Annotated in this window: 35 protein-coding genes; 1 reads left to right on the top strand and 34 read right to left on the bottom strand. The window is 68.0% G+C overall.

The features are described 5' to 3' along the window. Positions 1-263 precede the first annotated feature (263 nt). The gene (rpsI, locus tag HCJ93_RS04240; RefSeq protein ID WP_167991157.1) at positions 264-776 is read right to left on the bottom strand and encodes a 30S ribosomal protein S9; all 513 of its coding nucleotides are present in this window, start codon (positions 774-776) and stop codon (positions 264-266) included. 42 nt (positions 777-818) lie between these two features. Beyond that, positions 819-1,262 carry a 50S ribosomal protein L13 gene (gene rplM, locus HCJ93_RS04235; protein WP_167991155.1) on the bottom strand — a complete coding sequence of 148 codons (444 nt, stop codon included), beginning with the start codon at positions 1,260-1,262 and terminating at the stop codon, positions 819-821. A gap of 1,486 nt (positions 1,263-2,748) precedes the next feature. On the opposite strand from rplM, the gene HCJ93_RS04230 reads away from it, so the two are divergent. After that, a complete protein-coding gene (locus tag HCJ93_RS04230) occupies positions 2,749-3,630 on the top strand; it encodes a hypothetical protein (protein WP_167991154.1) in 882 nt (293 codons plus the stop codon). Between the two features lie 103 nt (positions 3,631-3,733). Here HCJ93_RS04230 and truA read toward each other — a convergent pair whose 3' ends face one another. From truA to HCJ93_RS04070, 32 genes are all read right to left on the bottom strand, one after another. Next, entirely contained in the window at positions 3,734-4,588 is an 855-nt protein-coding gene (gene truA / locus HCJ93_RS04225) for a tRNA pseudouridine(38-40) synthase TruA (protein WP_167991152.1), read from the bottom strand. A gap of 142 nt (positions 4,589-4,730) precedes the next feature. Further along, a complete protein-coding gene (rplQ, locus tag HCJ93_RS04220; RefSeq protein ID WP_167991150.1) occupies positions 4,731-5,234 on the bottom strand; it encodes a 50S ribosomal protein L17 in 504 nt (167 codons plus the stop codon). 184 nt (positions 5,235-5,418) lie between these two features. Next, positions 5,419-6,441, bottom strand: a complete 1,023-nt coding sequence (locus HCJ93_RS04215; protein WP_167991148.1) for a DNA-directed RNA polymerase subunit alpha — start codon at positions 6,439-6,441, stop codon at positions 5,419-5,421. Positions 6,442-6,647: 206 nt separating this feature from the next. Continuing rightward, on the bottom strand, positions 6,648-7,052 hold the full coding sequence (gene rpsK / locus HCJ93_RS04210; protein ID WP_125496499.1) for a 30S ribosomal protein S11: 405 nt from the start codon (positions 7,050-7,052) through the stop codon (positions 6,648-6,650). A 66-nt stretch (positions 7,053-7,118) separates the two neighbouring features. Then, positions 7,119-7,499: a 30S ribosomal protein S13 gene (gene rpsM, locus HCJ93_RS04205; protein WP_167991146.1), complete on the bottom strand. Its 381-nt coding sequence runs from the start codon at positions 7,497-7,499 to the stop codon at positions 7,119-7,121. Positions 7,500-7,686: 187 nt separating this feature from the next. After that, entirely contained in the window at positions 7,687-7,800 is a 114-nt protein-coding gene (gene rpmJ / locus HCJ93_RS04200) for a 50S ribosomal protein L36 (protein ID WP_003974245.1), read from the bottom strand. A 62-nt stretch (positions 7,801-7,862) separates the two neighbouring features. Further along, the gene (infA, locus tag HCJ93_RS29255; protein WP_003948620.1) at positions 7,863-8,084 is read right to left on the bottom strand and encodes a translation initiation factor IF-1; all 222 of its coding nucleotides are present in this window, start codon (positions 8,082-8,084) and stop codon (positions 7,863-7,865) included. Between the two features lie 151 nt (positions 8,085-8,235). Continuing rightward, positions 8,236-9,072, bottom strand: coding sequence for a type I methionyl aminopeptidase (map, locus tag HCJ93_RS04190; RefSeq protein ID WP_167991145.1), 837 nt, complete (start codon positions 9,070-9,072; stop codon positions 8,236-8,238). A gap of 190 nt (positions 9,073-9,262) precedes the next feature. Beyond that, on the bottom strand, positions 9,263-9,916 hold the full coding sequence (locus HCJ93_RS04185; protein WP_167991143.1) for an adenylate kinase: 654 nt from the start codon (positions 9,914-9,916) through the stop codon (positions 9,263-9,265). Further along, complete coding sequence (secY, locus tag HCJ93_RS04180; protein WP_167991141.1) at positions 9,916-11,229, bottom strand: preprotein translocase subunit SecY; 1,314 nt, start codon at positions 11,227-11,229, stop codon at positions 9,916-9,918. Before secY ends, HCJ93_RS04185 begins: the two co-directional genes overlap by 1 nt. 243 nt (positions 11,230-11,472) lie before the next feature. Beyond that, positions 11,473-11,928, bottom strand: a complete 456-nt coding sequence (rplO, locus tag HCJ93_RS04175) for a 50S ribosomal protein L15 (RefSeq protein WP_167991139.1) — start codon at positions 11,926-11,928, stop codon at positions 11,473-11,475. A 2-nt stretch (positions 11,929-11,930) separates the two neighbouring features. Beyond that, complete coding sequence (gene rpmD, locus HCJ93_RS04170; RefSeq protein WP_030174559.1) at positions 11,931-12,113, bottom strand: 50S ribosomal protein L30; 183 nt, start codon at positions 12,111-12,113, stop codon at positions 11,931-11,933. A 2-nt stretch (positions 12,114-12,115) separates the two neighbouring features. Continuing rightward, a complete protein-coding gene (gene rpsE, locus HCJ93_RS04165; protein ID WP_167991138.1) occupies positions 12,116-12,721 on the bottom strand; it encodes a 30S ribosomal protein S5 in 606 nt (201 codons plus the stop codon). 36 nt (positions 12,722-12,757) lie between these two features. Continuing rightward, entirely contained in the window at positions 12,758-13,141 is a 384-nt protein-coding gene (gene rplR / locus HCJ93_RS04160; protein ID WP_167991136.1) for a 50S ribosomal protein L18, read from the bottom strand. Between the two features lie 3 nt (positions 13,142-13,144). Continuing rightward, entirely contained in the window at positions 13,145-13,684 is a 540-nt protein-coding gene (rplF, locus tag HCJ93_RS04155) for a 50S ribosomal protein L6 (protein ID WP_167991134.1), read from the bottom strand. A gap of 24 nt (positions 13,685-13,708) precedes the next feature. Then, on the bottom strand, positions 13,709-14,107 hold the full coding sequence (gene rpsH / locus HCJ93_RS04150) for a 30S ribosomal protein S8 (RefSeq protein WP_167991133.1): 399 nt from the start codon (positions 14,105-14,107) through the stop codon (positions 13,709-13,711). 211 nt (positions 14,108-14,318) lie between these two features. Further along, positions 14,319-14,504: a type Z 30S ribosomal protein S14 gene (locus HCJ93_RS04145; protein ID WP_003956452.1), complete on the bottom strand. Its 186-nt coding sequence runs from the start codon at positions 14,502-14,504 to the stop codon at positions 14,319-14,321. A gap of 5 nt (positions 14,505-14,509) precedes the next feature. Continuing rightward, the gene (rplE, locus tag HCJ93_RS04140) at positions 14,510-15,067 is read right to left on the bottom strand and encodes a 50S ribosomal protein L5 (RefSeq protein WP_167991131.1); all 558 of its coding nucleotides are present in this window, start codon (positions 15,065-15,067) and stop codon (positions 14,510-14,512) included. Continuing rightward, positions 15,067-15,390: a 50S ribosomal protein L24 gene (gene rplX, locus HCJ93_RS04135; protein WP_167991129.1), complete on the bottom strand. Its 324-nt coding sequence runs from the start codon at positions 15,388-15,390 to the stop codon at positions 15,067-15,069. The genes rplE and rplX overlap by 1 nt, the downstream gene beginning before the upstream one ends. 2 nt (positions 15,391-15,392) lie before the next feature. Next, positions 15,393-15,761 (bottom strand): 50S ribosomal protein L14, encoded by a 369-nt coding sequence (gene rplN / locus HCJ93_RS04130; RefSeq protein ID WP_003998823.1) that lies wholly within the window; start codon positions 15,759-15,761, stop codon positions 15,393-15,395. 94 nt (positions 15,762-15,855) lie between these two features. Then, positions 15,856-16,140 (bottom strand): 30S ribosomal protein S17, encoded by a 285-nt coding sequence (gene rpsQ / locus HCJ93_RS04125; RefSeq protein WP_039656223.1) that lies wholly within the window; start codon positions 16,138-16,140, stop codon positions 15,856-15,858. Beyond that, the gene (gene rpmC, locus HCJ93_RS04120; RefSeq protein WP_007494763.1) at positions 16,140-16,364 is read right to left on the bottom strand and encodes a 50S ribosomal protein L29; all 225 of its coding nucleotides are present in this window, start codon (positions 16,362-16,364) and stop codon (positions 16,140-16,142) included. Before rpmC ends, rpsQ begins: the two co-directional genes overlap by 1 nt. Further along, positions 16,364-16,783, bottom strand: a complete 420-nt coding sequence (rplP, locus tag HCJ93_RS04115; protein ID WP_125496511.1) for a 50S ribosomal protein L16 — start codon at positions 16,781-16,783, stop codon at positions 16,364-16,366. The genes rpmC and rplP overlap by 1 nt, the downstream gene beginning before the upstream one ends. A gap of 5 nt (positions 16,784-16,788) precedes the next feature. Beyond that, complete coding sequence (gene rpsC / locus HCJ93_RS04110; RefSeq protein WP_167991127.1) at positions 16,789-17,610, bottom strand: 30S ribosomal protein S3; 822 nt, start codon at positions 17,608-17,610, stop codon at positions 16,789-16,791. Next, positions 17,610-17,957: a 50S ribosomal protein L22 gene (gene rplV, locus HCJ93_RS04105; RefSeq protein ID WP_028420772.1), complete on the bottom strand. Its 348-nt coding sequence runs from the start codon at positions 17,955-17,957 to the stop codon at positions 17,610-17,612. Before rplV ends, rpsC begins: the two co-directional genes overlap by 1 nt. A gap of 42 nt (positions 17,958-17,999) precedes the next feature. After that, positions 18,000-18,281 carry a 30S ribosomal protein S19 gene (rpsS, locus tag HCJ93_RS04100; protein WP_125496514.1) on the bottom strand — a complete coding sequence of 94 codons (282 nt, stop codon included), beginning with the start codon at positions 18,279-18,281 and terminating at the stop codon, positions 18,000-18,002. A 12-nt stretch (positions 18,282-18,293) separates the two neighbouring features. Beyond that, positions 18,294-19,130, bottom strand: a complete 837-nt coding sequence (gene rplB, locus HCJ93_RS04095) for a 50S ribosomal protein L2 (protein ID WP_167991126.1) — start codon at positions 19,128-19,130, stop codon at positions 18,294-18,296. A gap of 49 nt (positions 19,131-19,179) precedes the next feature. After that, positions 19,180-19,599 carry a 50S ribosomal protein L23 gene (gene rplW / locus HCJ93_RS04090; protein ID WP_167991124.1) on the bottom strand — a complete coding sequence of 140 codons (420 nt, stop codon included), beginning with the start codon at positions 19,597-19,599 and terminating at the stop codon, positions 19,180-19,182. After that, entirely contained in the window at positions 19,599-20,258 is a 660-nt protein-coding gene (rplD, locus tag HCJ93_RS04085) for a 50S ribosomal protein L4 (RefSeq protein WP_167991122.1), read from the bottom strand. Before rplD ends, rplW begins: the two co-directional genes overlap by 1 nt. An 8-nt stretch (positions 20,259-20,266) precedes the next feature. Next, positions 20,267-20,911, bottom strand: a complete 645-nt coding sequence (rplC, locus tag HCJ93_RS04080) for a 50S ribosomal protein L3 (RefSeq protein WP_167991120.1) — start codon at positions 20,909-20,911, stop codon at positions 20,267-20,269. Between the two features lie 16 nt (positions 20,912-20,927). Continuing rightward, the gene (gene rpsJ / locus HCJ93_RS04075) at positions 20,928-21,236 is read right to left on the bottom strand and encodes a 30S ribosomal protein S10 (protein ID WP_003948644.1); all 309 of its coding nucleotides are present in this window, start codon (positions 21,234-21,236) and stop codon (positions 20,928-20,930) included. A gap of 476 nt (positions 21,237-21,712) precedes the next feature. Continuing rightward, on the bottom strand, positions 21,713-22,042 hold the full coding sequence (locus HCJ93_RS04070; protein ID WP_167991118.1) for a cupin domain-containing protein: 330 nt from the start codon (positions 22,040-22,042) through the stop codon (positions 21,713-21,715). Positions 22,043-22,090 lie beyond the last annotated feature (48 nt).

Here is a 22,090-nt window from a genome sequence, read left to right as displayed (position 1 = left end):
CAGGGTGCCGAGGCGCTGGACGGTCGCGAGGTCGCGAGTCGCGAGGTCGCGATGCGAGTGCGGCTCCGCATCGCCGGGCGGCCGGCCGCACCCGGAGCGGGCCCGGCCCCTGGGCGGCCCGCCGGGGCGGGCAGCACGACCATCCGATCACATTAGCCGCTGAGCGCATGGTGTCGTCATACGCCCACGTCAGTGAAACACGAACGCCCCGGCAGCACAGTGGCGTGCCGCCGGGGCGTTCGGAGTACAGGCAGGCGCGTACCTCAGCGCTTGCTGTACTGCGGAGCCTTGCGGGCCTTCTTCAGACCGGCCTTCTTCCGCTCGACCGCGCGGGCGTCGCGGCGCAGGAAGCCGGCCTTCTTCAGCGGGCCGCGGTTGTTGTCGACGTCGGCCTCGTTCAGCGCACGGGCGACACCCAGGCGGAGCGCACCGGCCTGACCGGAGACACCGCCGCCGGAGATGCGGGCGATGACGTCGTAGCGGCCCTCGAGCTCGAGCACCTTGAAGGGCTCGTTCACGGACTGCTGGTGCACCTTGTTCGGGAAGTAGTCCTCGAGGGTGCGACCGTTGATCTTCCACTTGCCGGTGCCCGGGACGATCCGGACGCGGGCGATGGCGTTCTTGCGGCGGCCCAGGCCGGCGGCCGGCTGGGGCTCGCCGAAGCGGGACGCCATGGACTCCGAGGTGTACTCGCCCTCGACGGGGGCCTCGGACTCGGTGGTGTAGCTGTCGATGTCAAGCTCTTCGAGCGGCTGCTCAGCAGTGGTCTCGGCCACGATTCTCCTCAGATTCTCTTCAGTCTTAGGGGGTGGCCGGACTTACTGCGCGACCTGGCTGATCTCGAACGGCACCGGCTGCTGAGCAGCGTGCGGGTGCTGGTCGCCCGAGTAGACCTTCAGCTTCGAGAGCATCTGACGGCCCAGGGAGTTCTTGGGCAGCATGCCCTTCACGGCCTTCTCGATGGCCTTCTCGGGGTTCTTCTCGAGCAGCTCGTCGTAACGGACGGAGCGCAGACCACCCGGGTAGCCGGAGTGGCGGTACGCCATCTTCTGGGTCCGCTTGTTGCCGGAGAGGTGCACCTTGTCGGCGTTGATGATGATGACGAAGTCACCGGTGTCGACGTGCGGTGCGTAGATCGGCTTGTGCTTGCCACGCAGGAGGGAGGCAGCAGTGGAGGCCAGACGGCCCAGGACGACGTCCTGGGCATCGATGACGTGCCACTGGCGCGTCACATCGCCGGGCTTGGGGCTGTACGTACGCACGGTTCGTAGCCTTTGCTTCTTCAGTGAATGGTCCTGACAAGGTCACCGAAGGCGATCACGACAGCCCTGACCGCACTGCGGTGACGCAAGCCGCGTGCTGGTCGCTGGTCATCGGCCCGGTGGACCGGTGTAAGGGCCCCTCACGTGAGAATGAGCAAGCCAATACACATAACGAACATGCAGAATACCCACGCTCGGCCGGACGGGTCAAAACGAGTCGGCCTGCGCGGACTGCACGCACTCCTTCGATTCTGAAGCCCCTGGTGGGCTGCCTGCGGCACACCCACGGGTCACGCGGCAGGGCGCCTGCGGAGCTGCGCGGACGCCCTCGGGGACCGGCCGGCCGCCGCCCAGGACGGGCACACCGCGGCCGACCGCCGCCGACGAGTGCGCCGCGGCCGGCGTCCGGGGGTGGGGGCACGGCCGGCACGGACACGGCCCGTGCACAGAGGGTGAGGACGCCGCGCGGCGCCGGCCGCGACACCCGCGCGAGCCCCGGCGGGGGCGGCCCGGAAGCCGCGGCGGCGGCGCCGGCCGGGTCCGGGGCCGGCGCGCCGACGACCCGGCGTACCCGCGCCCCGGCGAGCAGCAGGGGCACGACGATCAGCAGGGAGCGCTCGTACGACGGCCCGACGAGCAGCGGAACCGGGAGCATCAGCCCGGTGGCCGTCTCCAGCAGCCGCAGCGGCCCGGCGCCGCCCGCGATCCAGCGCAGGCACGCACACACCCCAGCGCCGGTACGCCCGCACTCCAGCGCCGGTACGCACACACCCCAGCGCCGGTACGCCCGCACCCCAGCGCCGGTACGCGCACACCCCGCGGCCGCGAGCAAGCAGGTCCATGCGGCGGGCTCCGGCGGCAACCCCGGCAGGACCGACCGGGGCAGCCCCGGAAAGCACGAGGGGCTCCGCCTCCGGCACATCCCCGGAAACCACGAACGGCACCTTCCCCGGCACCGCGACCGACACAAGCCACGGGCATCGCGGTCAGCGCGGCCTGCGCCCCCCCACCGGCGCGCGAAGACGAACGGCAGCACCATCGGCGCGAGCAGCGGCTCCAGTACGACGATCACTCCGGTCGGCGCACCCGCCGTCACCCGCCGGCCCCGGCTCGCCGCCGGCAGGCACAGGGGAAGCACGGGCCCCGCGGGGACCTGCCGGGCCTCCCGGAACGTGAACGTGAGATGCACGACCGGAAGCGGCTCCGCGGACGCCGCCGCGATCGGACCCGGCACCGCGACCGCCCGCGAGTCCGTCGCACACCACCGCACGGACCACCCGTCCGGGCCCCGTCCGAGGTCACCCGCGCCGCGCGCGCCGGCGGCGGGTCCGGGACCGCACCGGCCCCCTGCCGCGGGGCCCGCCGGCCGGTCGCACCAACCACCCGGAGATGTCGCATTTGCGCCTCACCACGGGCGCAACGCTACGGGCTCCGGGGCCCGTTGAGGCGGACCAGCACGCCCTGGAGCCCGTCTAAGATGCGCCCCATGAGTTATGGGCAGGGGGGCTCTCAGCAACAGTGGGATCCCTGGAAACCGCATTCTCAGCAGCCCTGGAACAGCGGCAGCTCCGGCCAGTCCCCCGACTGGGCCGCGCTCGCCGAGGCCTCCGAGGCCCGCGCCAAACGGCGGCGGCTGCTGTTCATAGGCGGCGGCGCGCTCGCCACCATCGCGATAGGCACGGCGGTGGCGCTGGCCGTGGTGTCCGCCGACGGCGGCAACGAGAGCGCGGGCGGCCCGTCCTCCCAGCTGCCCGGCGCCGCCGACATCCCGAGCGCGACCAGCACCGTGCCGTCGTTCGCACCCACCAGTGCGCCGCCACCGCTGGACCCGAAGGACTTCATCTCCAACGTCAAGAAGGACCGGGCGCCGCTCGGGCCCGACATCCTCTTCCCCGGCACCCAACTCACCATGGGTGAGACGGTGTACAAGAAGGGGCCCACGGCGGACACCCGCAACTGCGCGTCGGCCGCCAAGGCGACGCTGCCCAAGGTGCTCACCGACAACGACTGCACCCGCCTGATGCGCGTCAGCTACACCAAGGACGACGTGGCGGTGACGGTCGGCGTGGCGGTCTTCGACACCGAGGCGCAGGCGCTCAAGGCCAAGAAGCAGGCCGACAACAAGAGCATCATCAAGTCCCTGTCGGGCGGCGGGGTCAAGGAGTTCTGCGACGGCGCGGTGTGCCGGTCCACCATCAACTCCTACGGCCGCTACGCCTACTTCACCCTGGCCGGTTTCACCAACGGCAAGGACGTGACGACCAAGGACAAGGCCGTCTTCTCGACCGGCGACGACCTCGCCGAGTTCACGTTCCGTCAGATCCGCCGCAGGGGCGAGGCCCAGGCGTCGGCAGCGGCGAACGAGTAGCCGCGCGGGAGCAGCCGCACCGAGGGCCGGCCCGCCCCGACGGGATCAGGACCGGCCCTCGCGCATCTCCGGATCCAGGGGCCCGCACCGGTCCCCGGGGGTCTCAGCAGCAGCCCCGCGGCGGCAGCGTCCGCTTGTTGCGGGCCTCCTTGCTGCGCGCGGCCAGCAGCTCGTCCGCCGGGTAGCCGACCTCCTCCAGCGTCAGCCCGTGCGGCCGCACCACATGCACGGCCGAGTCCCGCACGCCCGCGTCCAGGACCTTGCGCGGCCAGTCCGGCGGCCGGTGGCCGTCGCCCACGAAGAGCAGCGCCCCGATCAGCGAGCGCACCATGTTGTGGCAGAAGGCGTCCGCCCGCACGGTGGCGGTGATGATGCCGTCGTCGCCGCGCACCAGGCTCAGCTCCTGCAGGGTGCGGATGGTGGTGGCGCCCTCGCGGCGCTTGCAGTACGCGGCGAAGTCGTGCTCGCCGAGCAGGGCGCGGGCGGCCTCGTTCATGGCGTCGACGTCGAGCGGCCAGTCGTGCCACAGGACGTGGTTGCGAAGCAGCGGGTCGACGCCTCCGGGGTTGTCGGTGACCCGGTAGGCGTAACGGCGCCAGATAGCCGAGAACCGCGCGTTGAAGCCGCTGGGGGCCTCGCGCAGGGCCCACACCCGCACATCCCGCGGCAGCCGCCCTGCGAGGCGCTTGAGCAGCTTCTCGTGGTGCTCGCGCCACACGCTCTCGGGCAGGTCCACATGGGCCACCTGTCCCCGGGCGTGCACCCCGGCGTCGGTGCGTCCCGCGACGGTCAGCTCGTAGGTCTCCCGGGACCGGGTGACGGTGCGCAGCGCGTCCTCGATCTCCCCCTGCACGGTCCGCCGTCCCCCGGCCTGCTTGGCCCAGCCGGAGAAGTCGGTCCCGTCGTAGGACAGGTCGAGGCGGATGCGGACGTGTCCCGGCGCTACTTCATCACTCACGTGCGAATTCTCTCAGGAGCGGCGCGGCTCTCCCGCCGGGGCGGCGAAGGGGACCGCCCCCGCGCCGAGCCCCGGCCCCCGGAAGACGGAACGGGCCCGCCCCCTGGAAGGGAGCGGGCCCGCGGCCGGGACAGAAGAACGCTTACGCGTCCTTCGACTCCTCGGCCGACTCCTCGGCGGGCGCCTCGTCGGACTTGGCCTCGGTGGCCTCCTCCTTCTTGAGGGCGTCCTCCTTGACCGCACGCTTGGTGGCGGCCTCGGCCTCGCCGACCGCCTTCTGCTGCACCGTCAGCGCCTCGACCAGCTCGATCACGGCCATGGGCGCGTTGTCGCCACGGCGGTTACCGATCTTGGTGATGCGGGTGTAGCCACCCGGACGGTTCTCGTACCGCGGGCCGATCTCGGTGAAGAGCGTGTGCACGACGCTCTTGTCCGTGATGACCTGGAGCACCTGGCGGCGGTTGTGAAGGTCGCCCTTCTTCGCCTTGGTGATCAGGCGCTCGGCGTACGGCCGCAGACGGCGGGCCTTCGCCTCGGTGGTGGTGATGCGGCCGTGCTCGAACAGCGACTTCGCGAGGTTCGCGAGCATCAGCTTCTCGTGCGCGGCACTGCCGCCCAGACGGGCACCCTTGGTGGGCTTCGGCATCGTGTTTCTCCTAGGTGTCTGCCCCGGCCGTATCAGGTACCGGGGTCAGTATCCGAGCAGGCGGTCGCCTGTCGGAGATCCGGGCACGGGCCCGCGAGGGGACCGCGCCCGGAAGAGGTGCGGGGAGCCGTGCGATCAAGCGCGGCGCGCCCGCACCCCGGGTACGGACCGGGAGGCCCGAGCCTCAGTACTGCTCGGTCTCCACGAACCCGGAGTCCGCGTCGTCGTCCGTCCCGAAGGCGTCCGCGGCGGCGGTCGGGTCGAATCCGGGCGGGCTGTCCTTCAGGGCCAGGCCCATGCCGGCCAGCTTCGCCTTGACCTCGTCGATCGACTTCGCACCGAAGTTGCGGATGTCGAGGAGGTCGGCCTCGCTGCGCGCGACGAGCTCGCCCACGGAGTGGATGCCCTCACGCTTGAGGCAGTTGTACGACCGGACGGTGAGCTCGAGCTCCTCGATCGGCAGCGCCAGGTCGGCGGCGAGGGCGGCGTCCGTCGGGGACGGACCCATGTCGATGCCCTCGGCGTCGATGTTCAGCTCGCGGGCGAGGCCGAACAGCTCGACCAGCGTCTTACCGGCGGAGGCCATGGCGTCGCGGGGACGCATCGCCTGCTTGGTCTCGACGTCGACGATCAGCTTGTCGAAGTCGGTGCGCTGCTCGACTCGGGTGGCCTCGACCTTGTAGGTGACCTTGAGCACCGGCGAGTAGATCGAGTCGACCGGGATCCGGCCGATCTCCTGGCCGACCTGCTTGTTCTGGACGGCGGAGACATAACCGCGGCCACGCTCGACCGTCAGCTCCATCTCCAGCTTGCCCTTGCCGTTGAGGGTCGCCAGAACCAGGTCGGGGTTGTGCACCTCGACACCGGCCGGCGGCGCGATGTCGGCGGCGGTGACCAGACCCGGGCCCTGCTTGCGCAGGTACATCACCACGGGCTCGTCGTGCTCGGAGGAGACGACGAGCTGCTTGATGTTGAGGATCAGGTCGGTGACGTCCTCCTTGACGCCCGGCACGGTGGTGAACTCGTGCAGGACGCCGTCGATCCGGATGCTGGTGACGGCCGCACCGGGGATCGACGACAGGAGGGTACGGCGCAGGGAGTTGCCGAGGGTGTAACCGAAGCCCGGCTCCAGCGGCTCGATCACGAACCGGGAGCGGAACTCGTCGACAACCTCTTCGGTCAACGAGGGACGCTGAGCGATCAGCATGTGTGGATCAGATCCTTCATTCGTGGGCGACCGCTATATGACGCCCGACGGAAACCGCACCGGTCACAGATGCGGGTACTGCAAGGGTAACGGGCGATACGGCCGATATGACTCGGCCGTATCGCCCGGAACCACGGACCGTGACGAAGCGCACCTGCTGCGCGACGGCGACGATCACCCCGGCGGGGGCGGATCCTCGCGTCGGGTCAGACGCGGCGGCGCTTCGGCGGCCGGCAGCCGTTGTGCGGGGTCGGGGTGACGTCCTGGATGGAGCCGACCTCGAGACCCGTGGCCTGCAGGGACCGGATGGCGGTCTCACGACCGGAGCCCGGGCCCTTGACGAACACGTCGACCTTGCGCATGCCGTGCTCCTGGGCGCGGCGGGCGGCCGACTCGGCGGCCATCTGCGCGGCGAACGGCGTGGACTTCCTGGAGCCCTTGAAGCCGACGTGGCCGGCGGAGGCCCAGGAGATCACGTTGCCGCTCGGGTCGGTGATCGAAACGATGGTGTTGTTGAACGTGCTCTTGATGTGCGCGTGGCCGTGAGCGACGTTCTTCTTTTCCTTGCGGCGCACCTTCTTGGTCGCGCCCTGACGTCCCTTGGGGGGCATCTGTACTCCTACGGGAGGTGGTCGGTCCTACAGCGAAGACCGCTGGACGGCGAAGTCCGCTGAGGACTACTTCTTGCCCGGCTTCTTCTTGCCGGCGATGGCGCGACGCGGGCCCTTGCGGGTACGCGCGTTGGTGCTGGTGCGCTGACCGCGGACGGGCAGACCGCGACGGTGACGCAGACCCTGGTAGGTGCCGATCTCGACCTTGCGGCGGATGTCGGCCTGGATCTCGCGACGGAGGTCACCCTCGGTCTTGATGTTGTTGTCGACGTACTCGCGGATGGCGACCAGCTGCTCTTCGGTCAGGTCGCGGACGCGGGTGTTGGGGTCGACGCCGGTCGCCGCCAGCGTCTGCTTCGAAAGGGTCCGGCCGATGCCGAACACGTAGGTGAGGGCGATCTCCACGCGCTTGTCGCGCGGGATGTCAACACCGGAAACGCGTGCCATTCAATGGCTCCAGTTGGTTGTCGGAGGTCTTCCACAGGACCGGCTCCCAGCCGCCGTACCAGGTACGAACTGGGTCCCCGGCCTCCGAACCGGGGGTGTCGAGCCGCATGCGGCTCGGGCCCTGCGTATGTACATACTCAGCTCGCGTCGCGCGAATCTCTGCGGAAGGCAGAGGGCAGGTCGTGCGTCAGCCCTGGCGCTGCTTGTGGCGCGGGTTGTCGCAGATGACCATGACCCGACCGTGACGGCGGATCACCCTGCACTTGTCGCAGATCTTCTTGACGCTCGGCTTGACCTTCATGGGATGTGAGGTTCTCCGGGTCAGTTGCCGGCGGCCCCGCTGACGCGGGACGTGGGCAAGATCTACTTGTAGCGGTAGACGATCCGGCCACGCGTCAGGTCGTACGGAGACAGCTCCACCACGACCCGGTCGTCAGGGAGGATGCGGATGTAGTGCATACGCATCTTGCCGCTGATGTGTGCCAGGACCTGGTGGCCGTTCTGGAGCTCGACCTTGAACATGGCGTTCGGCAGAGACTCGACGACAGTGCCCTCGATCTCGATGGCACCTTGCTTCTTGGCCACGCTTCGCCCTTCGAATCGACTACCTTGATCGACTCCTGCGAGCACCGCTGGCGTGCATGCGGACATGCGGGTGCACCAGAGCCGACGAGTCAGTCTACGTCAGCACACCCGGAAAGACGAATCGGGGAAGTCTGCCCCACCCGGCTGATCCTTAACCGAGCGGATCGGGGGCGGCCGTGATGCCGTACTCGGCGAGCTTGGCCTTGCCGCCGTCGGGGGCCGTCAGGACCAGCGGGCCCTGCTCGGTGAGCGCGACGGAGTGCTCCCAGTGCGAGGACCAGGTGCCGTCGGTGGTCACCACGGTCCACTCGTCCTCCAGGACGACCGTCTTCGGTGTGCCCAGGCTCACCATCGGCTCGATGGCCAGGCAGAAGCCGGGGACCAGCTTGGGGCCCTTGCCCCGGCGCCGGTCGACGTAGTTCAGCAGGTGCGGGTCCATGTGCATCTCGGTGCCGATGCCATGGCCGCCGTAGTCCTCGATGATCCCGTAACGGCCGCCGCCGGGCTTGGGCTGGCGGCGGATGTAGGTCTCGATGGCGCGGGAGATGTCGACCAGGCGGTTGCCCTGCTTCATCGCCGCGATGCCGGCCCACATCGACTCCTCGGTGACGCGGGACAGCTCGATCAGCTCCGGAGCGTGACCGGAGCCGACGAACGCCGTGTAGGCGGCGTCACCGTGCCAGCCGTCGACGATCGCGCCGCAGTCGATGGAGATGATGTCCCCGTCCTTGAGGACCACGTCGTCGGAGGGGATGCCGTGCACCACGACCTCGTTCACCGAGGTGCAGATGGTCGCCGGGAACCCTCCGTAGCCGAGGAAGTTCGGCTTGGCGTTGTGCTCCGCGAGCACCTTCCGGGCGACCTGGTCCAGATCCTTGGTGGTCGCCCCGGGGACGGCCGCCTCCCGGGTGGCCGCGTGGATGGCGGCGACGACCAGCCCCGCCTCGCGCATCTTGGCGATCTGCTCAGGGCTCTTGATCTGCACCATGGGGACTACGGCCTTTCTGGACCGGGGGAGAGTCTGTCGTCATCAACGATACGGGCACCCGGACGGGCGAAGCCCGCGTCCACGGCCCCTTTCGGGCGCTCCGGGGCAGCTCCGGGGCGCCCCGCCCCCGCCACGCCGCAGCCGCGGCCCGCCGTGAGCGGACCGCGGCTGCAACGAGCGCGGAGCGTTTCTACTTGTCGCGCTTGAGCGCCTCCAGCGCGCGCCGGGTGACGTCGTCCACCGCGCCGAGCGCCGAGATCGTCACCACGAGGCCCTGCGCCTTGTAGTAGTCGATGATCGGCTCGGTCTGCGTGTGGTAGACCTCCAGGCGCGTGCGCACCGTCTCCTCGGTGTCGTCGTCGCGCTGGTACAGCTCACCGCCGCACACGTCGCACACGCCCTCCTGCTCGGGCGGGCTGTACGACACGTGGAACACATGGCTGGAGTCCTTGCGGCAGATCCGCCGCCCGGCGATCCGCTTGACGACCTCGTCCTCGGGGGCTTCCAGGTCGAGGACCGCGTCCAGCTGGATGCTCTCGGTCTTCAGCAGCTCGTCCAGAGCTTCGGCCTGGGACACATTGCGGGGAAAGCCGTCCAGCAGGAAGCCGCCCTCGGCGTCGGGCTGTTCCATGCGGTCCTTGGCCATGGCGATGGTGACCTCGTCCGGAACGAGGTTGCCGGCGTCCATATAGGACTTCGCGAGCTTGCCCAGCTCGGTCTGCCGGCTGATGTTGGCCCGGAACAGGTCACCGGTGGAAATGTGCGGGATGCGCAGCTTCTCGGCAAGGCGGGTGGCCTGCGTACCCTTTCCAGCACCCGGCGGCCCGACGAGGACGATTCGCATCAGCGGAGGAACCCTTCGTAATTGCGCTGCTGGAGCTGGCTCTCGATCTGCTTCACGGTCTCGAGACCCACACCCACGATGATCAGGATGCTGGTCCCTCCGAACACGAAGTTCTGGTCTGCCCCAAAACCAGCCAACGCCATTGTCGGCACGAGAGCGATCAGGCCCAGGTACAGCGAACCCGGCCAGGTGATCCGGTTGAGTACGTAGCTCAGGTACTCAGCGGTCGGTCGGCCAGCCCGGATGCCCGGGATGAAGCCACCATACTTCTTCATGTTGTCGGCGACTTCTTCGGGGTTGAAGGAGATGGCCACGTAGAAGAAGGCGAAGAAGACGATCAGCAGGAAGTACAGGGTCACGTGGATGGGCGCATCCGTCGCGACCAGGTTCTTCTCGATCCAGGTCTTCCAGCCCGCGTTGCCGCTCGAGAACTGGGCGATCAGCGCCGGGATGTAGAGCAGGGACGACGCGAAGATGACCGGGATCACACCGGCCTGGTTCACCTTCAGCGGGATGTAGGTGGACGTACCGCCGTAGGAGCGGCGGCCGATCATGCGCTTGGCGTACTGGACGGGGATGCGGCGCTGGGCCTGCTCCACGAAGACCACCAGGCCGACCATGACGAAGCCGACCAGCATGACCGTGCCGAACTCGATCCAGCCGTCGGCCAGGCTGCCCTGCTCCTTGATGGCCCACAGGGAGGCAGGGAAGGTCGCGGCGATCGAGATGAACATCAGGATCGACATGCCGTTGCCGATGCCACGGTCGGTGATCAGCTCACCGAGCCACATCACCAGGGCGGTACCGGCGGTCATGGTGATGACCATGGTGATGGTGACGAAGATCGACTGGTCCGGGACGATCTGGTTGGCGACCGGGCAGCCCGAGAAGAGGGCGCCGCTGCGGGCGGTGGCCACCAGACCCGTTCCCTGCAGGATGGCCAGCGCCACCGTCAGGTAGCGCGTGTACTGCGTGATCTTCGCCGTACCGGCCTGGCCCTCCTTCTTCAGGGCTTCCAGGCGCGGGATCACCACGGTCAGCAGCTGCAGGATGATGCTCGCCGTGATGTACGGCATGATGCCCAGCGCGAAGATCGTGATCTGGAGCAGCGCGCCACCGCTGAACATGTTGACCAGACCGAACAGGCCCTGGTTGGCCTCGGCCGCGTCGAGGCAGGTCTGGACGTTGCGGTAGTCGACACCTGGGATCGGGATGTGCGTACCGATCCGGTACACCACGATGATGCCGAGCGTGAAGAGCAGCTTCTTGCGCAGGTCGGGCGTCTTGAACGCCCGGGCGAACGCGGTGAGCACGGTGCCTCCTGCGACCCCCCGCGCAACTGCGTCAAGGGTGACGGTCTTGAGATTCCGACTAAGGACGAATACGTAACGGTCAACTGCCGCCCCGAGTGCCCCGCATGAGGCGCCCGGGAAAAGTGGGCAGTGCAGGTCACCTTACCGGCGAGACTGCCGCCCTAGGAACGACCAACCGGGGATGCCCCATTTGTGGGGCATCCCCGGTCGGGATCGCTCAAGTCATCAAGACGCCTGATGGGTTCAGACGAGCTCGGTGACGGTACCGCCGGCGGCGGTGATCTTCTCCTTGGCGGAGCCGGAGACGGCGTCGACCGTCACCTGCAGCGCCACGGAGATCTCGCCCTGGCCGAGCACCTTGACGAGCGCGTTCTTGCGAACGGCACCCTTGGCCACCAGGTCCTCGACGGTGACCTCGCCACCCTCGGGGTAGAGGGCGGCCAGCTTGTCGAGGTTCACCACCTGGTACTCGGTCTTGAACGGATTCTTGAAGCCCTTCAGCTTCGGGAGGCGCATGTGCAGCGGCATCTGGCCGCCCTCGAAGCGCTCCGGAACCTGGTAGCGGGCCTTCGTACCCTTCGTACCACGACCGGCCGTCTTACCCTTCGACGCCTCACCACGACCGACACGGGTCTTGGCGGTCTTGGCGCCCGGGGCGGGACGGAGGTTGTGGATCTTCAGCGGGTTCTGCTCCGCCATGATCAGTCGACCTCCTCGACCGTCACGAGGTGGCGGACGGTGTGCACCATGCCGCGGAACTCGGGGCGGTCCTCCTTGACGACCACGTCGCCCAGGCGCTTCAGGCCCAGGGAACGCAGGGTGTCACGGTGGTTCTGCTTGCTGCCGATGTAGGACTTGACCTGCGTGATCTTCAGCTGCGCCATGATTACGCACCCACCCCGGCACGCGCACGCAGCAGAGCCGCGGGAGCGACGTCCTCGAGCGGCAGACCGCGGCGGGCCGCGATCTCCTCGGGACGCTGCAGGCCCTTCAGGGCGTCCACGGTCGCGTGCACGATGTTGATGGCGTTGTCGGAGCCGAGCGACTTCGACAGCACGTCGTGGATACCGGCGCACTCGAGCACGGCACGCACCGGACCACCGGCGATCACACCGGTACCCGGGGACGCGGGCTTGAGCAGCACGACGCCGGCAGCCTTCTCACCCTGGATCGGGTGCGGGATGGTGCCCTGGATCCGGGGGACCTTGAAGAAGTGCTTCTTGGCCTCCTCAACGCCCTTGGCGATGGCGGCCGGCACCTCCTTGGCCTTGCCGTATCCGACACCCACGGTGCCGTCACCGTCGCCCACCACGACCAGCGCGGTGAAGCTGAAGCGACGACCACCCTTCACAACCTTGGCGACGCGGTTGATCGCGACGACGCGCTCGACGTACGCGGTCTTCTCGGCGGCAGCAGCGCCGCCGTCACGGCCCTTCCGGTCCCGCCGCTCGCCGCCACCGGCACCGCTTCCGCGGCGCTGGGGTCCAGCCATTGGATTACCTCTCTCTTTCCGCTAGCTACAAGCGGCTCAGAACTTGAGCCCGGCTTCGCGGGCGGCGTCGGCCAGGGCGGCGATGCGCCCGGCGTACTGGTTGCCACCACGGTCGAACACGACGGCCTCGACACCGGCGGCCTTGGCACGCTCGGCGACCAGGGCGCCGACCTGCTTGGCCTGCGCGGACTTGTCGCCCTCGCCACCACGGATCGAAGCGTCCAGGGAGGACGCCGACGCCAGGGTGTGCCCCTTCAGGTCGTCGATCACCTGCGCCACGATGTGGCGGTTGGAACGAGTCACGACCAGGCGAGGACGCTCGGGGGTGCCGGCGACCTTCTTGCGGATCCGGATGTGACGACGCTTGATAGCAGCACGCTTGTAGGCGTCGCCCTTGAGGATCTTCTGCCCGTATGCCATGGCTTACTTACCCGCCTTTCCGACCTTGCGGCGGATGACTTCGCCCTCGTACTTGACGCCCTTGGCCTTGTACGGGTCGGGCTTGCGCAGCTTGCGGATGTTGGCCGCGACCTCGCCGACCTTCTGCTTGTCGATGCCCTCGACCGAGAACCGGGTCGGGGACTCCACCTTGAAGGTGATGCCCTCGGGGGCCTCGACCGTGATCGGGTGGCTGTAGCCGAGGGAGAACTCCAGGTTCGAGCCCTTGGCGACAACGCGGTAACCGACACCGCTGATCTCGAGCTTCTTCACGTAACCCTGGGTCACGCCGGTGATCATGTTCGCCACCAGCGTGCGGGACAGGCCGTGAAGGGCCTTGCTCTGACGCTCGTCGTTGGGGCGGGTGACGTTGATGACGCCGTCCTCACCCTTGGCGATCTCGATCGGCGCCGCGACGGTGTGGGTCAGAGTGCCCTTGGGGCCCTTGACCGTGACCGTCTGGCCGTCGATGGTGACGTCCACGCCGGCGGGAACCGCGATGGGGAGCTTGCCGATACGCGACACAGCTGTTTCCTCCGTTCCCTTCTGCTACCAGACGTAGGCGAGGACTTCCCCACCCACGCCCTTCTTGCCGGCCTGCTTGTCGGTGAGGAGCCCGTGCGACGTGGAGATGATCGCCACGCCCAGGCCGCCCAGCACCTTCGGCAGGTTGGTGGACTTCGCGTACACCCGGAGACCGGGCTTGGAGATCCGCTTGATGCCCGCGATGGAGCGCTCACGGTTCGGGCCGAACTTCAGGTCGATGACGAGGTTCTTGCCGACCTCGGCGTCCTCGACGCGCCAGCCCGTGATGAAGCCCTCCTGCTGGAGGATCTCCGCGATGTGCGACTTGATCTTGGAGTGCGGCATCGACACCGAGTCGTGGTACGCCGCGTTCGCGTTCCGCAGACGCGTCAGCATGTCTGCGATCGGATCAGTCATGGTCATGAATTGGCCTTCGGCCTCTCTCGCCGGGGTTTCCTGGTGCGCCATCCCTCTCCCCGATCCGAGACGGGACGGGTGCGGCGCGGTGGACCTACGGCGTAGTAAGTCGTACGGGCGTCAGGGCGCCCAACCCTCCTAGCCTAAGCCATGAAGGGGTGGGCCCCTGAGCGAACCCTCTGCTTACCGAGAGCCCTGAAATCCCTGATGAGCGGGATTACCAGGAACTCTTGGTCACGCCCGGCAGCTCGCCGCGGTGAGCCATCTCACGAAGGCACACACGGCAGAGGCCGAACTTGCGGTACACGGAGTGCGGGCGGCCGCAGCGCTGGCAGCGGGTGTACGCACGCACACCGAACTTGGGCTTGCGAGCAGCCTTTGCGATCAGAGCCTTCTTCGCCATCTCGCTCACGCCTCCTTGAACGGGAAGCCGAGGTGACGGAGAAGGGCACGGCCCTCTTCGTCGTTGGTCGCCGTGGTCACCACGGTGATGTCCATACCCCGGACGCGGTCGATCTTGTCCTGGTCGATCTCGTGGAACATGACCTGCTCCGTGAGACCGAAGGTGTAGTTGCCACGGCCGTCGAACTGCTTGGGGGACAGGCCGCGGAAGTCGCGGATGCGCGGCAGCGCGAGCGACAGGGTGCGGTCCAGGAACTCCCACATGCGGTCGCCACGGAGCGTGACGTGGGCACCGATCGGCTGTCCCTCACGCAGCTTGAACTGCGCGATGGACTTGCGGGCCTTGGTGACGGCCGGCTTCTGACCGGTGATCGTGGCGAGGTCGCGGATGGCGCCCTCGATCAGCTTGGAGTCGCGGGCGGCGTCGCCCACACCCATGTTGACCACGATCTTGACGAGGCCCGGCACCTGCATGACGTTCTCGTACTTGAACTCGTCACGCAGCTTGCCGACGATCTCCTCGCGGTACTTCGTCTTCAGGCGCGGAGTGGTGGTGGTCGTCATCAGATGTCCTCACCCGTCCGCTTGGCAACGCGGATCTTGTTGCCCTCTTCGTCGAAGCGGTAGCCGACGCGGGTCACGACCTTCTTGCCGTCCTTCTCGACGACAAGCTGGACGTTGGACACGTGGATCGGCGCCTCGGTGGTCACGATGCCACCGGCCTGCGAACCGCGAGCCGTCGGACCGGCCTTGGTGTGCTTCTTGACCCGGTTGACACCCTCGACCAGGACACGCTGCTCGCGCGGGTAAGCGGCAATGACCTTGCCCTGCTTGCCCTTGTCCTTGCCGGTGATGACCTGGACCAGGTCGCCCTTCTTGATCTTCATGCTCACAGCACCTCCGGCGCGAGGGAGATGATCTTCATGAACTTCTTCTCGCGCAGCTCACGGCCGACGGGGCCGAAGATACGGGTGCCACGAGGGTCGCCGTCGTTCTTGAGGATGACGGCGGCGTTCTCGTCGAAGCGGATGTACGAGCCGTCCGGACGGCGGCGCTCCTTGACGGTGCGAACGATGACCGCCTTGACGACGTCACCCTTCTTCACGTTGCCACCGGGGATCGCGTCCTTGACGGTGGCGACAATGACGTCACCGATACCCGCGTAGCGGCGACCGGAGCCGCCGAGCACACGGATGCAGAGGATCTCCTTCGCACCCGTGTTGTCGGCGACACGCAGTCGCGACTCCTGCTGGATCACGTCTATCTCCTGAATGTCTGCCGGTTCCCCGGGAGCCGCTCAGCGAGCGGCTCCCGGAGCCTGGCGGAACTGTCCTGCGGTTTTCCCGCAGGAATTACTTGGCCTTCTCGAGGATCTCGACGACGCGCCAGCGCTTGGTCGCGGACAGCGGCCGGGTCTCCATCAGGAGAACGCGGTCGCCGACACCCGCGGCGTTCTGCTCGTCGTGCGCCTTGAGCTTGTTGGTACGGCGGATGACCTTGCCGTACAGCGCGTGCTTCACGCGGTCCTCGACGGCGACGACGACGGTCTTGTCCATCTTGTCGCTGACGACCAGACCCTCACGGGTCTTGCGGAATCCGCGTGCTTCCTTGTTCTCAGTCACGTTGCTCTCGCTCATCAGGCGTTCTCCACCGTCTCGATGCCGAGCTCACGCTCACGCATGAGGGTGTAGATCCGGGCGATGTCCTTGCGGACCGCCTTGAGACGGCCGTGGTTCTCGAGCTGACCCGTGGCCGCCTGGAAGCGGAGGTTGAACAGCTCTTCCTTGGCCTCGCGGAGCTTCGCGAGAAGCTCCTCGTTGCCCAGCTCGCGCAGCTCGGACGCCTTGGTACCGGCCGACATCACGCTTCACCTGCCTCGCGCTTGACGATCCGGCACTTCATCGGCAGCTTGTGGGCCGCACGAGTCAGCGCCTCACGGGCGATCTTCTCGTTGGGGTACGACAGCTCGAACATGACGCGTCCGGGCTTGACGTTGGCCACCCACCACTCCGGAGAACCCTTACCGGAACCCATGCGGGTCTCGGCCGGCTTCTTGGTGAGCGGGCGGTCCGGGTAGATGTTGATCCAGACCTTGCCGCCACGCTTGATGTGACGGGTCATGGCGATACGAGCCGCCTCGATCTGGCGGTTCGTGACATAGGCCGGGGTCAGCGCCTGGATGCCGTACTCGCCGAACGCAACCTGCGTGCCACCCTTGGACAGGCCGGTGCGCTTGGGGTGGTGCTGCTTGCGGTGCTTGACCCTACGGGGGATCAGCATGTCGGTCAGGCCTCCGTTCCGGTGCTCTCAGCCGGAGCGGCGGCGGGCGCCTCGGCCTTGGGGGCCTCGGCGGCCGGAGCCTGCTGCTGCGGCTTGCGACCGCGCCGCTCGCCACCGCGGCCACGGGCCGGGCGGTCGGAGCCGCCGCGGGCCGGGCGGTTGCCCGCACGGGCGGCAGCGTTCTCGGCGCGGACCTCGGCGATGTTCTTGACGTCGCCCTTGTAGATCCAGACCTTCACACCGATGCGGCCGAAGGTCGTCCTGGCCTCGAAGAAGCCGTAGTCCACGTTCGCGCGGAGCGTGTGCAGGGGCACGCGGCCCTCGCGGTAGAACTCCGAGCGGGACATCTCGGCGCCGCCGAGGCGGCCACCGCACTGGATCTTGATGCCCTTGGCGCCGGCCTTCATCGCGGACTGCATGCTCTTGCGCATGGCCCGGCGGAAGGAGACGCGGGAGGAGAGCTGCTCGGCGACGGCCTGCGCGACCAGCTGAGCGTCGGTCTCGGGGTTCTTGACCTCGAGGATGTTCAGCTGGACCTGCTTGCCGGTGAGCTTCTCGAGGTCGCCGCGGATGCGGTCGGCCTCGGCACCACGGCGGCCGATGACGATGCCCGGACGAGCGGTGTGGATGTCCACACGCACACGGTCGCGGGTGCGCTCGATCTCGACCTTGGAGATGCCGGCACGCTCCATGCCGGACGTCATCATCCGGCGGATGGCGACGTCTTCCTTGACGTAGTCCTTGTACAGCTTGTCGGCGTACCAACGCGACTTGAAGTCGGTCGTGACACCGAGCCGGAACCCGTGCGGGTTTACCTTCTGGCCCATTACCGGGTTCCTTCCTTGCTGCTGACGACCACGGTGATGTGGCTGGTCCGCTTGCGGATCCGGTAGGCGCGGCCCTGGGCGCGCGGACGGAACCGCTTCAGGGTCGGACCCTCGTCGACGTAGGCCTCGGAGATGTAGAGGCTGTCGACGTCGGTGTGGTCGTAGTTGTGCGCGGCGTTGGCGATGGCGCTGTCGAGCACCTTGCCCACCGGAACCGAGGCTGCCTGCGGAGCGAATCGCAGGACGGCCTGGGCCTCCGTGGCGTCCATGCCACGGATGAGGTCCACCACACGGCGGGCCTTCATGGGCGTGACGCGGATGTACCGCGCCTGGGCCCTGGCTTCCATGGTTGTCCTTCCAGTTACTTACGTGTCTGTTGCGATCCGCGCCTAGCGGCGCTTCGACTTCCGGTCTTCCTTGACGTGGCCCCGGAAGGTGCGGGTCGGCGAGAACTCGCCGAGCTTGTGGCCGACCATCGACTCGGTGATGAACACCGGGATGTGGGTCTTGCCGTTGTGCACCGCGATCGTGTGGCCGAGCATCGCCGGGACGATCATGGAGCGGCGGGACCAGGTCTTGATGACGTTCTTGGTACCGGCTTCGTTCTGGGCGTCCACCTTCTTCATCAGGTGGTCGTCGACGAAGGGTCCCTTCTTCAAGCTACGAGGCATCTCAACCCGTCCTTAGCGCTTCTTGTTCGTCTTGCGGCGGCGGACGATGTACTTGTTCGACGCCTTCTTGGGCGAACGAGTACGGCCTTCCTTCTTGCCCCACGGGGACACGGGGTGGCGGCCACCGGAGGTGCGGCCCTCACCACCACCGTGCGGGTGGTCGACCGGGTTCATGACGACACCGCGGACGGTCGGGCGAACGCCCAGCCACCGCTTGCGGCCGGCCTTGCCCCAGTTGATGTTGCTCTGCTCGGCGTTGCCGACCTCGCCGACAGTGGCGCGGCAGCGGACGTCGACCAGGCGGATCTCGCCGGACGGCATGCGCAGGTGGGCCATGGAGCCCTCCTTCGCGAGCAGCTGCACCGAGGCACCGGCGGAGCGGGCGAACTTGGCGCCGCCGCCGGGACGCAGCTCGATGGCGTGCAGCGTCGTACCGACCGGGATGTTGCGCAGGGCGAGGTTGTTGCCCGGCTTGATGTCGGCCCCGGGGCCGTTCTCCACGCGGTCGCCCTGGTTCAGGCCACGCGGCGCGAGGATGTAGCGCTTCTCGCCGTCCGCGTAGTGCAGGAGCGCGATGCGCGCGGTGCGGTTGGGGTCGTACTCGATGTGCGCGACCTTCGCCGGCACGCCGTCCTTGTCGTGACGACGGAAGTCGATCACGCGGTAGGCGCGCTTGTGGCCGCCGCCCTGGTGGCGGACGGTCACACGACCGGAATTGTTACGGCCGCCCTTGCTGTGCAGGGGACGGACCAGCGACTTCTCCGGCGTGGACCGCGTGACCTCGACGAAGTCGGCGACGCTGGAGCCACGACGGCCCGGAGTCGTCGGCTTGTACTTGCGGATACCCATTGTCTCTCAGTCCTCGGAAGAATTCCGAAATCTGGACGATCCCGCCCGCTTACGCGGTCGGACCGCCGAAGATGTCGATACGGTCGCCCTCGGCGAGGGTCACGATCGCGCGCTTGGTGGCGGCGCGCTGGCCGAAGCCCGTGCGGGTCCGCTTGCGCTTGCCGACTCGGTTGATCGTGTTGACCCCGGTGACCTTGACCGAGAAGACCGACTGCACGGCCTCCTTGATCTGGGTCTTGTTGGCACGCGGGTCGACGAGGAACGTGTACTTGTTCTCGTCGATGAGCGCGTAGCTCTTCTCGGACACCACCGGCTTCAGCAGCACGTCACGGGGGTCCGTGTACGCCTTGCTGGCCGGGGTGGCGACGGTGTTCTTGCCCTCGGTGGCGTGGCGGCGGGCCTTGGCGACGCGCGCAGCCTTGGCCGCCTTGGCGGCCTTCGAGGCGATCGAGGGGTGACGGGCAGCCATCAGACCTCGCTCCCTTCGTTGTCGTTGGCCTTGTTCGGGCCGGCGACGAAGGACTCGAAAGCGGCCTTGGTGAAGACCACGTCGTCCGAGACGAGAACGTCGTACGTGTTCAGCTGGCCCGGCTCCAGGATGTGCACCTGGGGCAGGTTGCGGGCGGACAGCCACGCCAGCTCGTCGGAGCGGTCGGCGACCAGGAGCAGGTTCTTGCGCTCGCTGATCTTGCCGAACAGGCTCTTCGCGGCCTTGGTGGACGGCTTGTCGCCCTCGATCACGCCGGTGACGACGTGGATGCGGTTGTGACGCGCCCGGTCGGTGAGGGCGTGACGCAGCGCGGCAGCCTTCATCTTCTTCGGGGTGCGCTGCGAGTAGTCGCGCGGCACGGGGCCGTGGACCACGCCACCGCCGGCGAACTGCGGCGCACGCGTCGAACCCTGGCGGGCGCGGCCGGTGCCCTTCTGGCGGTACGGCTTCTTGCCACCGCCGCGGACCTCGCCGCGCGTCTTCGTCTTGTGGGTGCCCTGGCGGGCAGCGGCCAGCTGCGCGACGACGACCTGGTGGATCAGCGGAACGCTGATCTTCTCAACGCCGAAGATCTCCGCGGGGAGCTCGACGGTACCGGCCTTGTCGCCCGCCGGCGAAAGGATGTCAACAGTGCTCATCGGTTACCTCAGGCCCCCTTGGCCGCGGTGCGGACCAGGACGAGGCCGCCGTTCGGACCGGGAACCGCGCCCTTGATGAGCAGCAGGCCCTTCTCCGCGTCAACGGCGTGGACGGTCAGGTTCTGGGTGGTGACCCGCTCGTTGCCCATGCGACCCGCCATGCGGAGGCCCTTGAACACACGGCCCGGGGTGGCGCAGCCACCGATGGAACCGGGCGAGCGGTGCTTGCGCTGGGTGCCGTGCCCGGCGCCGAGGCCACCGAAGTTGTGACGCTTCATGACACCGGCGAAGCCCTTGCCCTTGCTCTTGCCGGTCACGTCGACCTTGGTGCCGGCCTCGAACACCTCAGCGGTGATCTCCTGGCCCAGCGTGTACTCGGAGGCGTCCGACGTGCGGATCTCGACGAGGTGACGACGGGGGGTGACGTCGGCCTTGGCGAAGTGGCCCTTGAGGGGCTTGTTCACCTTGCGCGGGTCGATCTCGCCGAAGGCGATCTGGACGGACTCGTAGCCGTCGACGTCGTTCGTACGGATCTGGGTGACGACATTGGGCCCGGCCTTGACGACGGTGACGGGAACAACGCGGTTGTTCTCGTCCCACACCTGCGTCATACCGAGCTTCTCGCCCAGGATGCCCTTGATCTGCTTAGCCATTCTCAGATCACCGGCCTCAGAGCTTGATCTCGATGTCGACACCGGCCGGGAGGTCGAGTCGCATCAGAGAGTCAACGGTCTTGGGGGTCGGGTCGAGGATGTCGATCAGGCGCTTGTGCGTGCGCATCTCGAAGTGCTCGCGCGAGTCCTTGTACTTGTGCGGCGACTTGATGACGCAGTACACGTTCTTCTCAGTGGGCAGCGGCACCGGGCCCGCGACCGACGCACCAGTGCGGGTCACCGTCTCGACGATCTTCTTCGCCGAGGAGTCGATGACCTCGTGGTCGTAGGCCTTGAGCCGGATGCGGATCTTCTGTCCCGCCATGGCTACTTCGTAGTCCTGTCTCTCTTCACGCTCTGGAACCCGGCGTTCCAGTCCTTCTCCTCCGACCCACGCGGTCGGGCGTGTCGCGGTCCCGCTGACATGGATGTCCCTTGATCGAACATTCCTGCGGGAATGCACACGGCCCTACCGGAACCGCGGACCGGGGGGCGACAGCGTCATGTGCTGACGCGGACCCGCCGGGTGCCTGGCCGGCGCCGCGCACACGCTTCCCGGAAGATTCCCGTACGTCCGCCCCTGATCAGGAACGACGAGTACTGTGGGACTCGCTTCCGGTCCTCCCGGCGGGAGGCGCGCAGCATCAACACTCGACCGAGCAACTCGGACAGTCTGCCATACGGGGCAGGGGCCTGGCCAATCGAGCGGAAGAGAGTACCCCGCGGGGGCCTCGGATCAAACAGGGTGCGGCCGCTCGGCCCCGTTTCGCAACCGTCGCGGCCCCCTGATCACGTTTCGCGTCACGCTTTCACGACCGTGAGAACGACCACCGCGTCCTCGAGCGCCTCCAGCGCGTGGCGCGCCGGGGGAATCGCGATGAGGTCCCCGCTGCGGCCCTCCCAGGCGGTGTCGCCGCTGGTCAGACGCACCCGGCCGCGCAGCACCAGCAGGGTGGCCTCGCCGGGGCTCTCGTGCTCGGCCAGCCCGGTACCGGCGGTCAGCGCGAGCAGGGTCTGGCGCAGGGTGTGCTCATGGCCGCCGTAGACGGTGGTGGCGCTGCGGCCGTTGTCCGCCGCGGCGGCGCGCTCCAGGTGTTCACGGGCCAGGGCATCGAGTGAGAACTTCCGCATGCCTCAAGCCTTCCGCCGCACCCCGGCGTCCACCAGGGCCATCCGGGG

The organism is Streptomyces composti (assembly GCF_012034205.1).
Taxonomy (GTDB): Bacteria; Actinomycetota; Actinomycetes; order Streptomycetales; family Streptomycetaceae; genus Streptomyces; species Streptomyces composti.
This window is presented reverse-complemented; position numbering and strand designations above follow the sequence as displayed.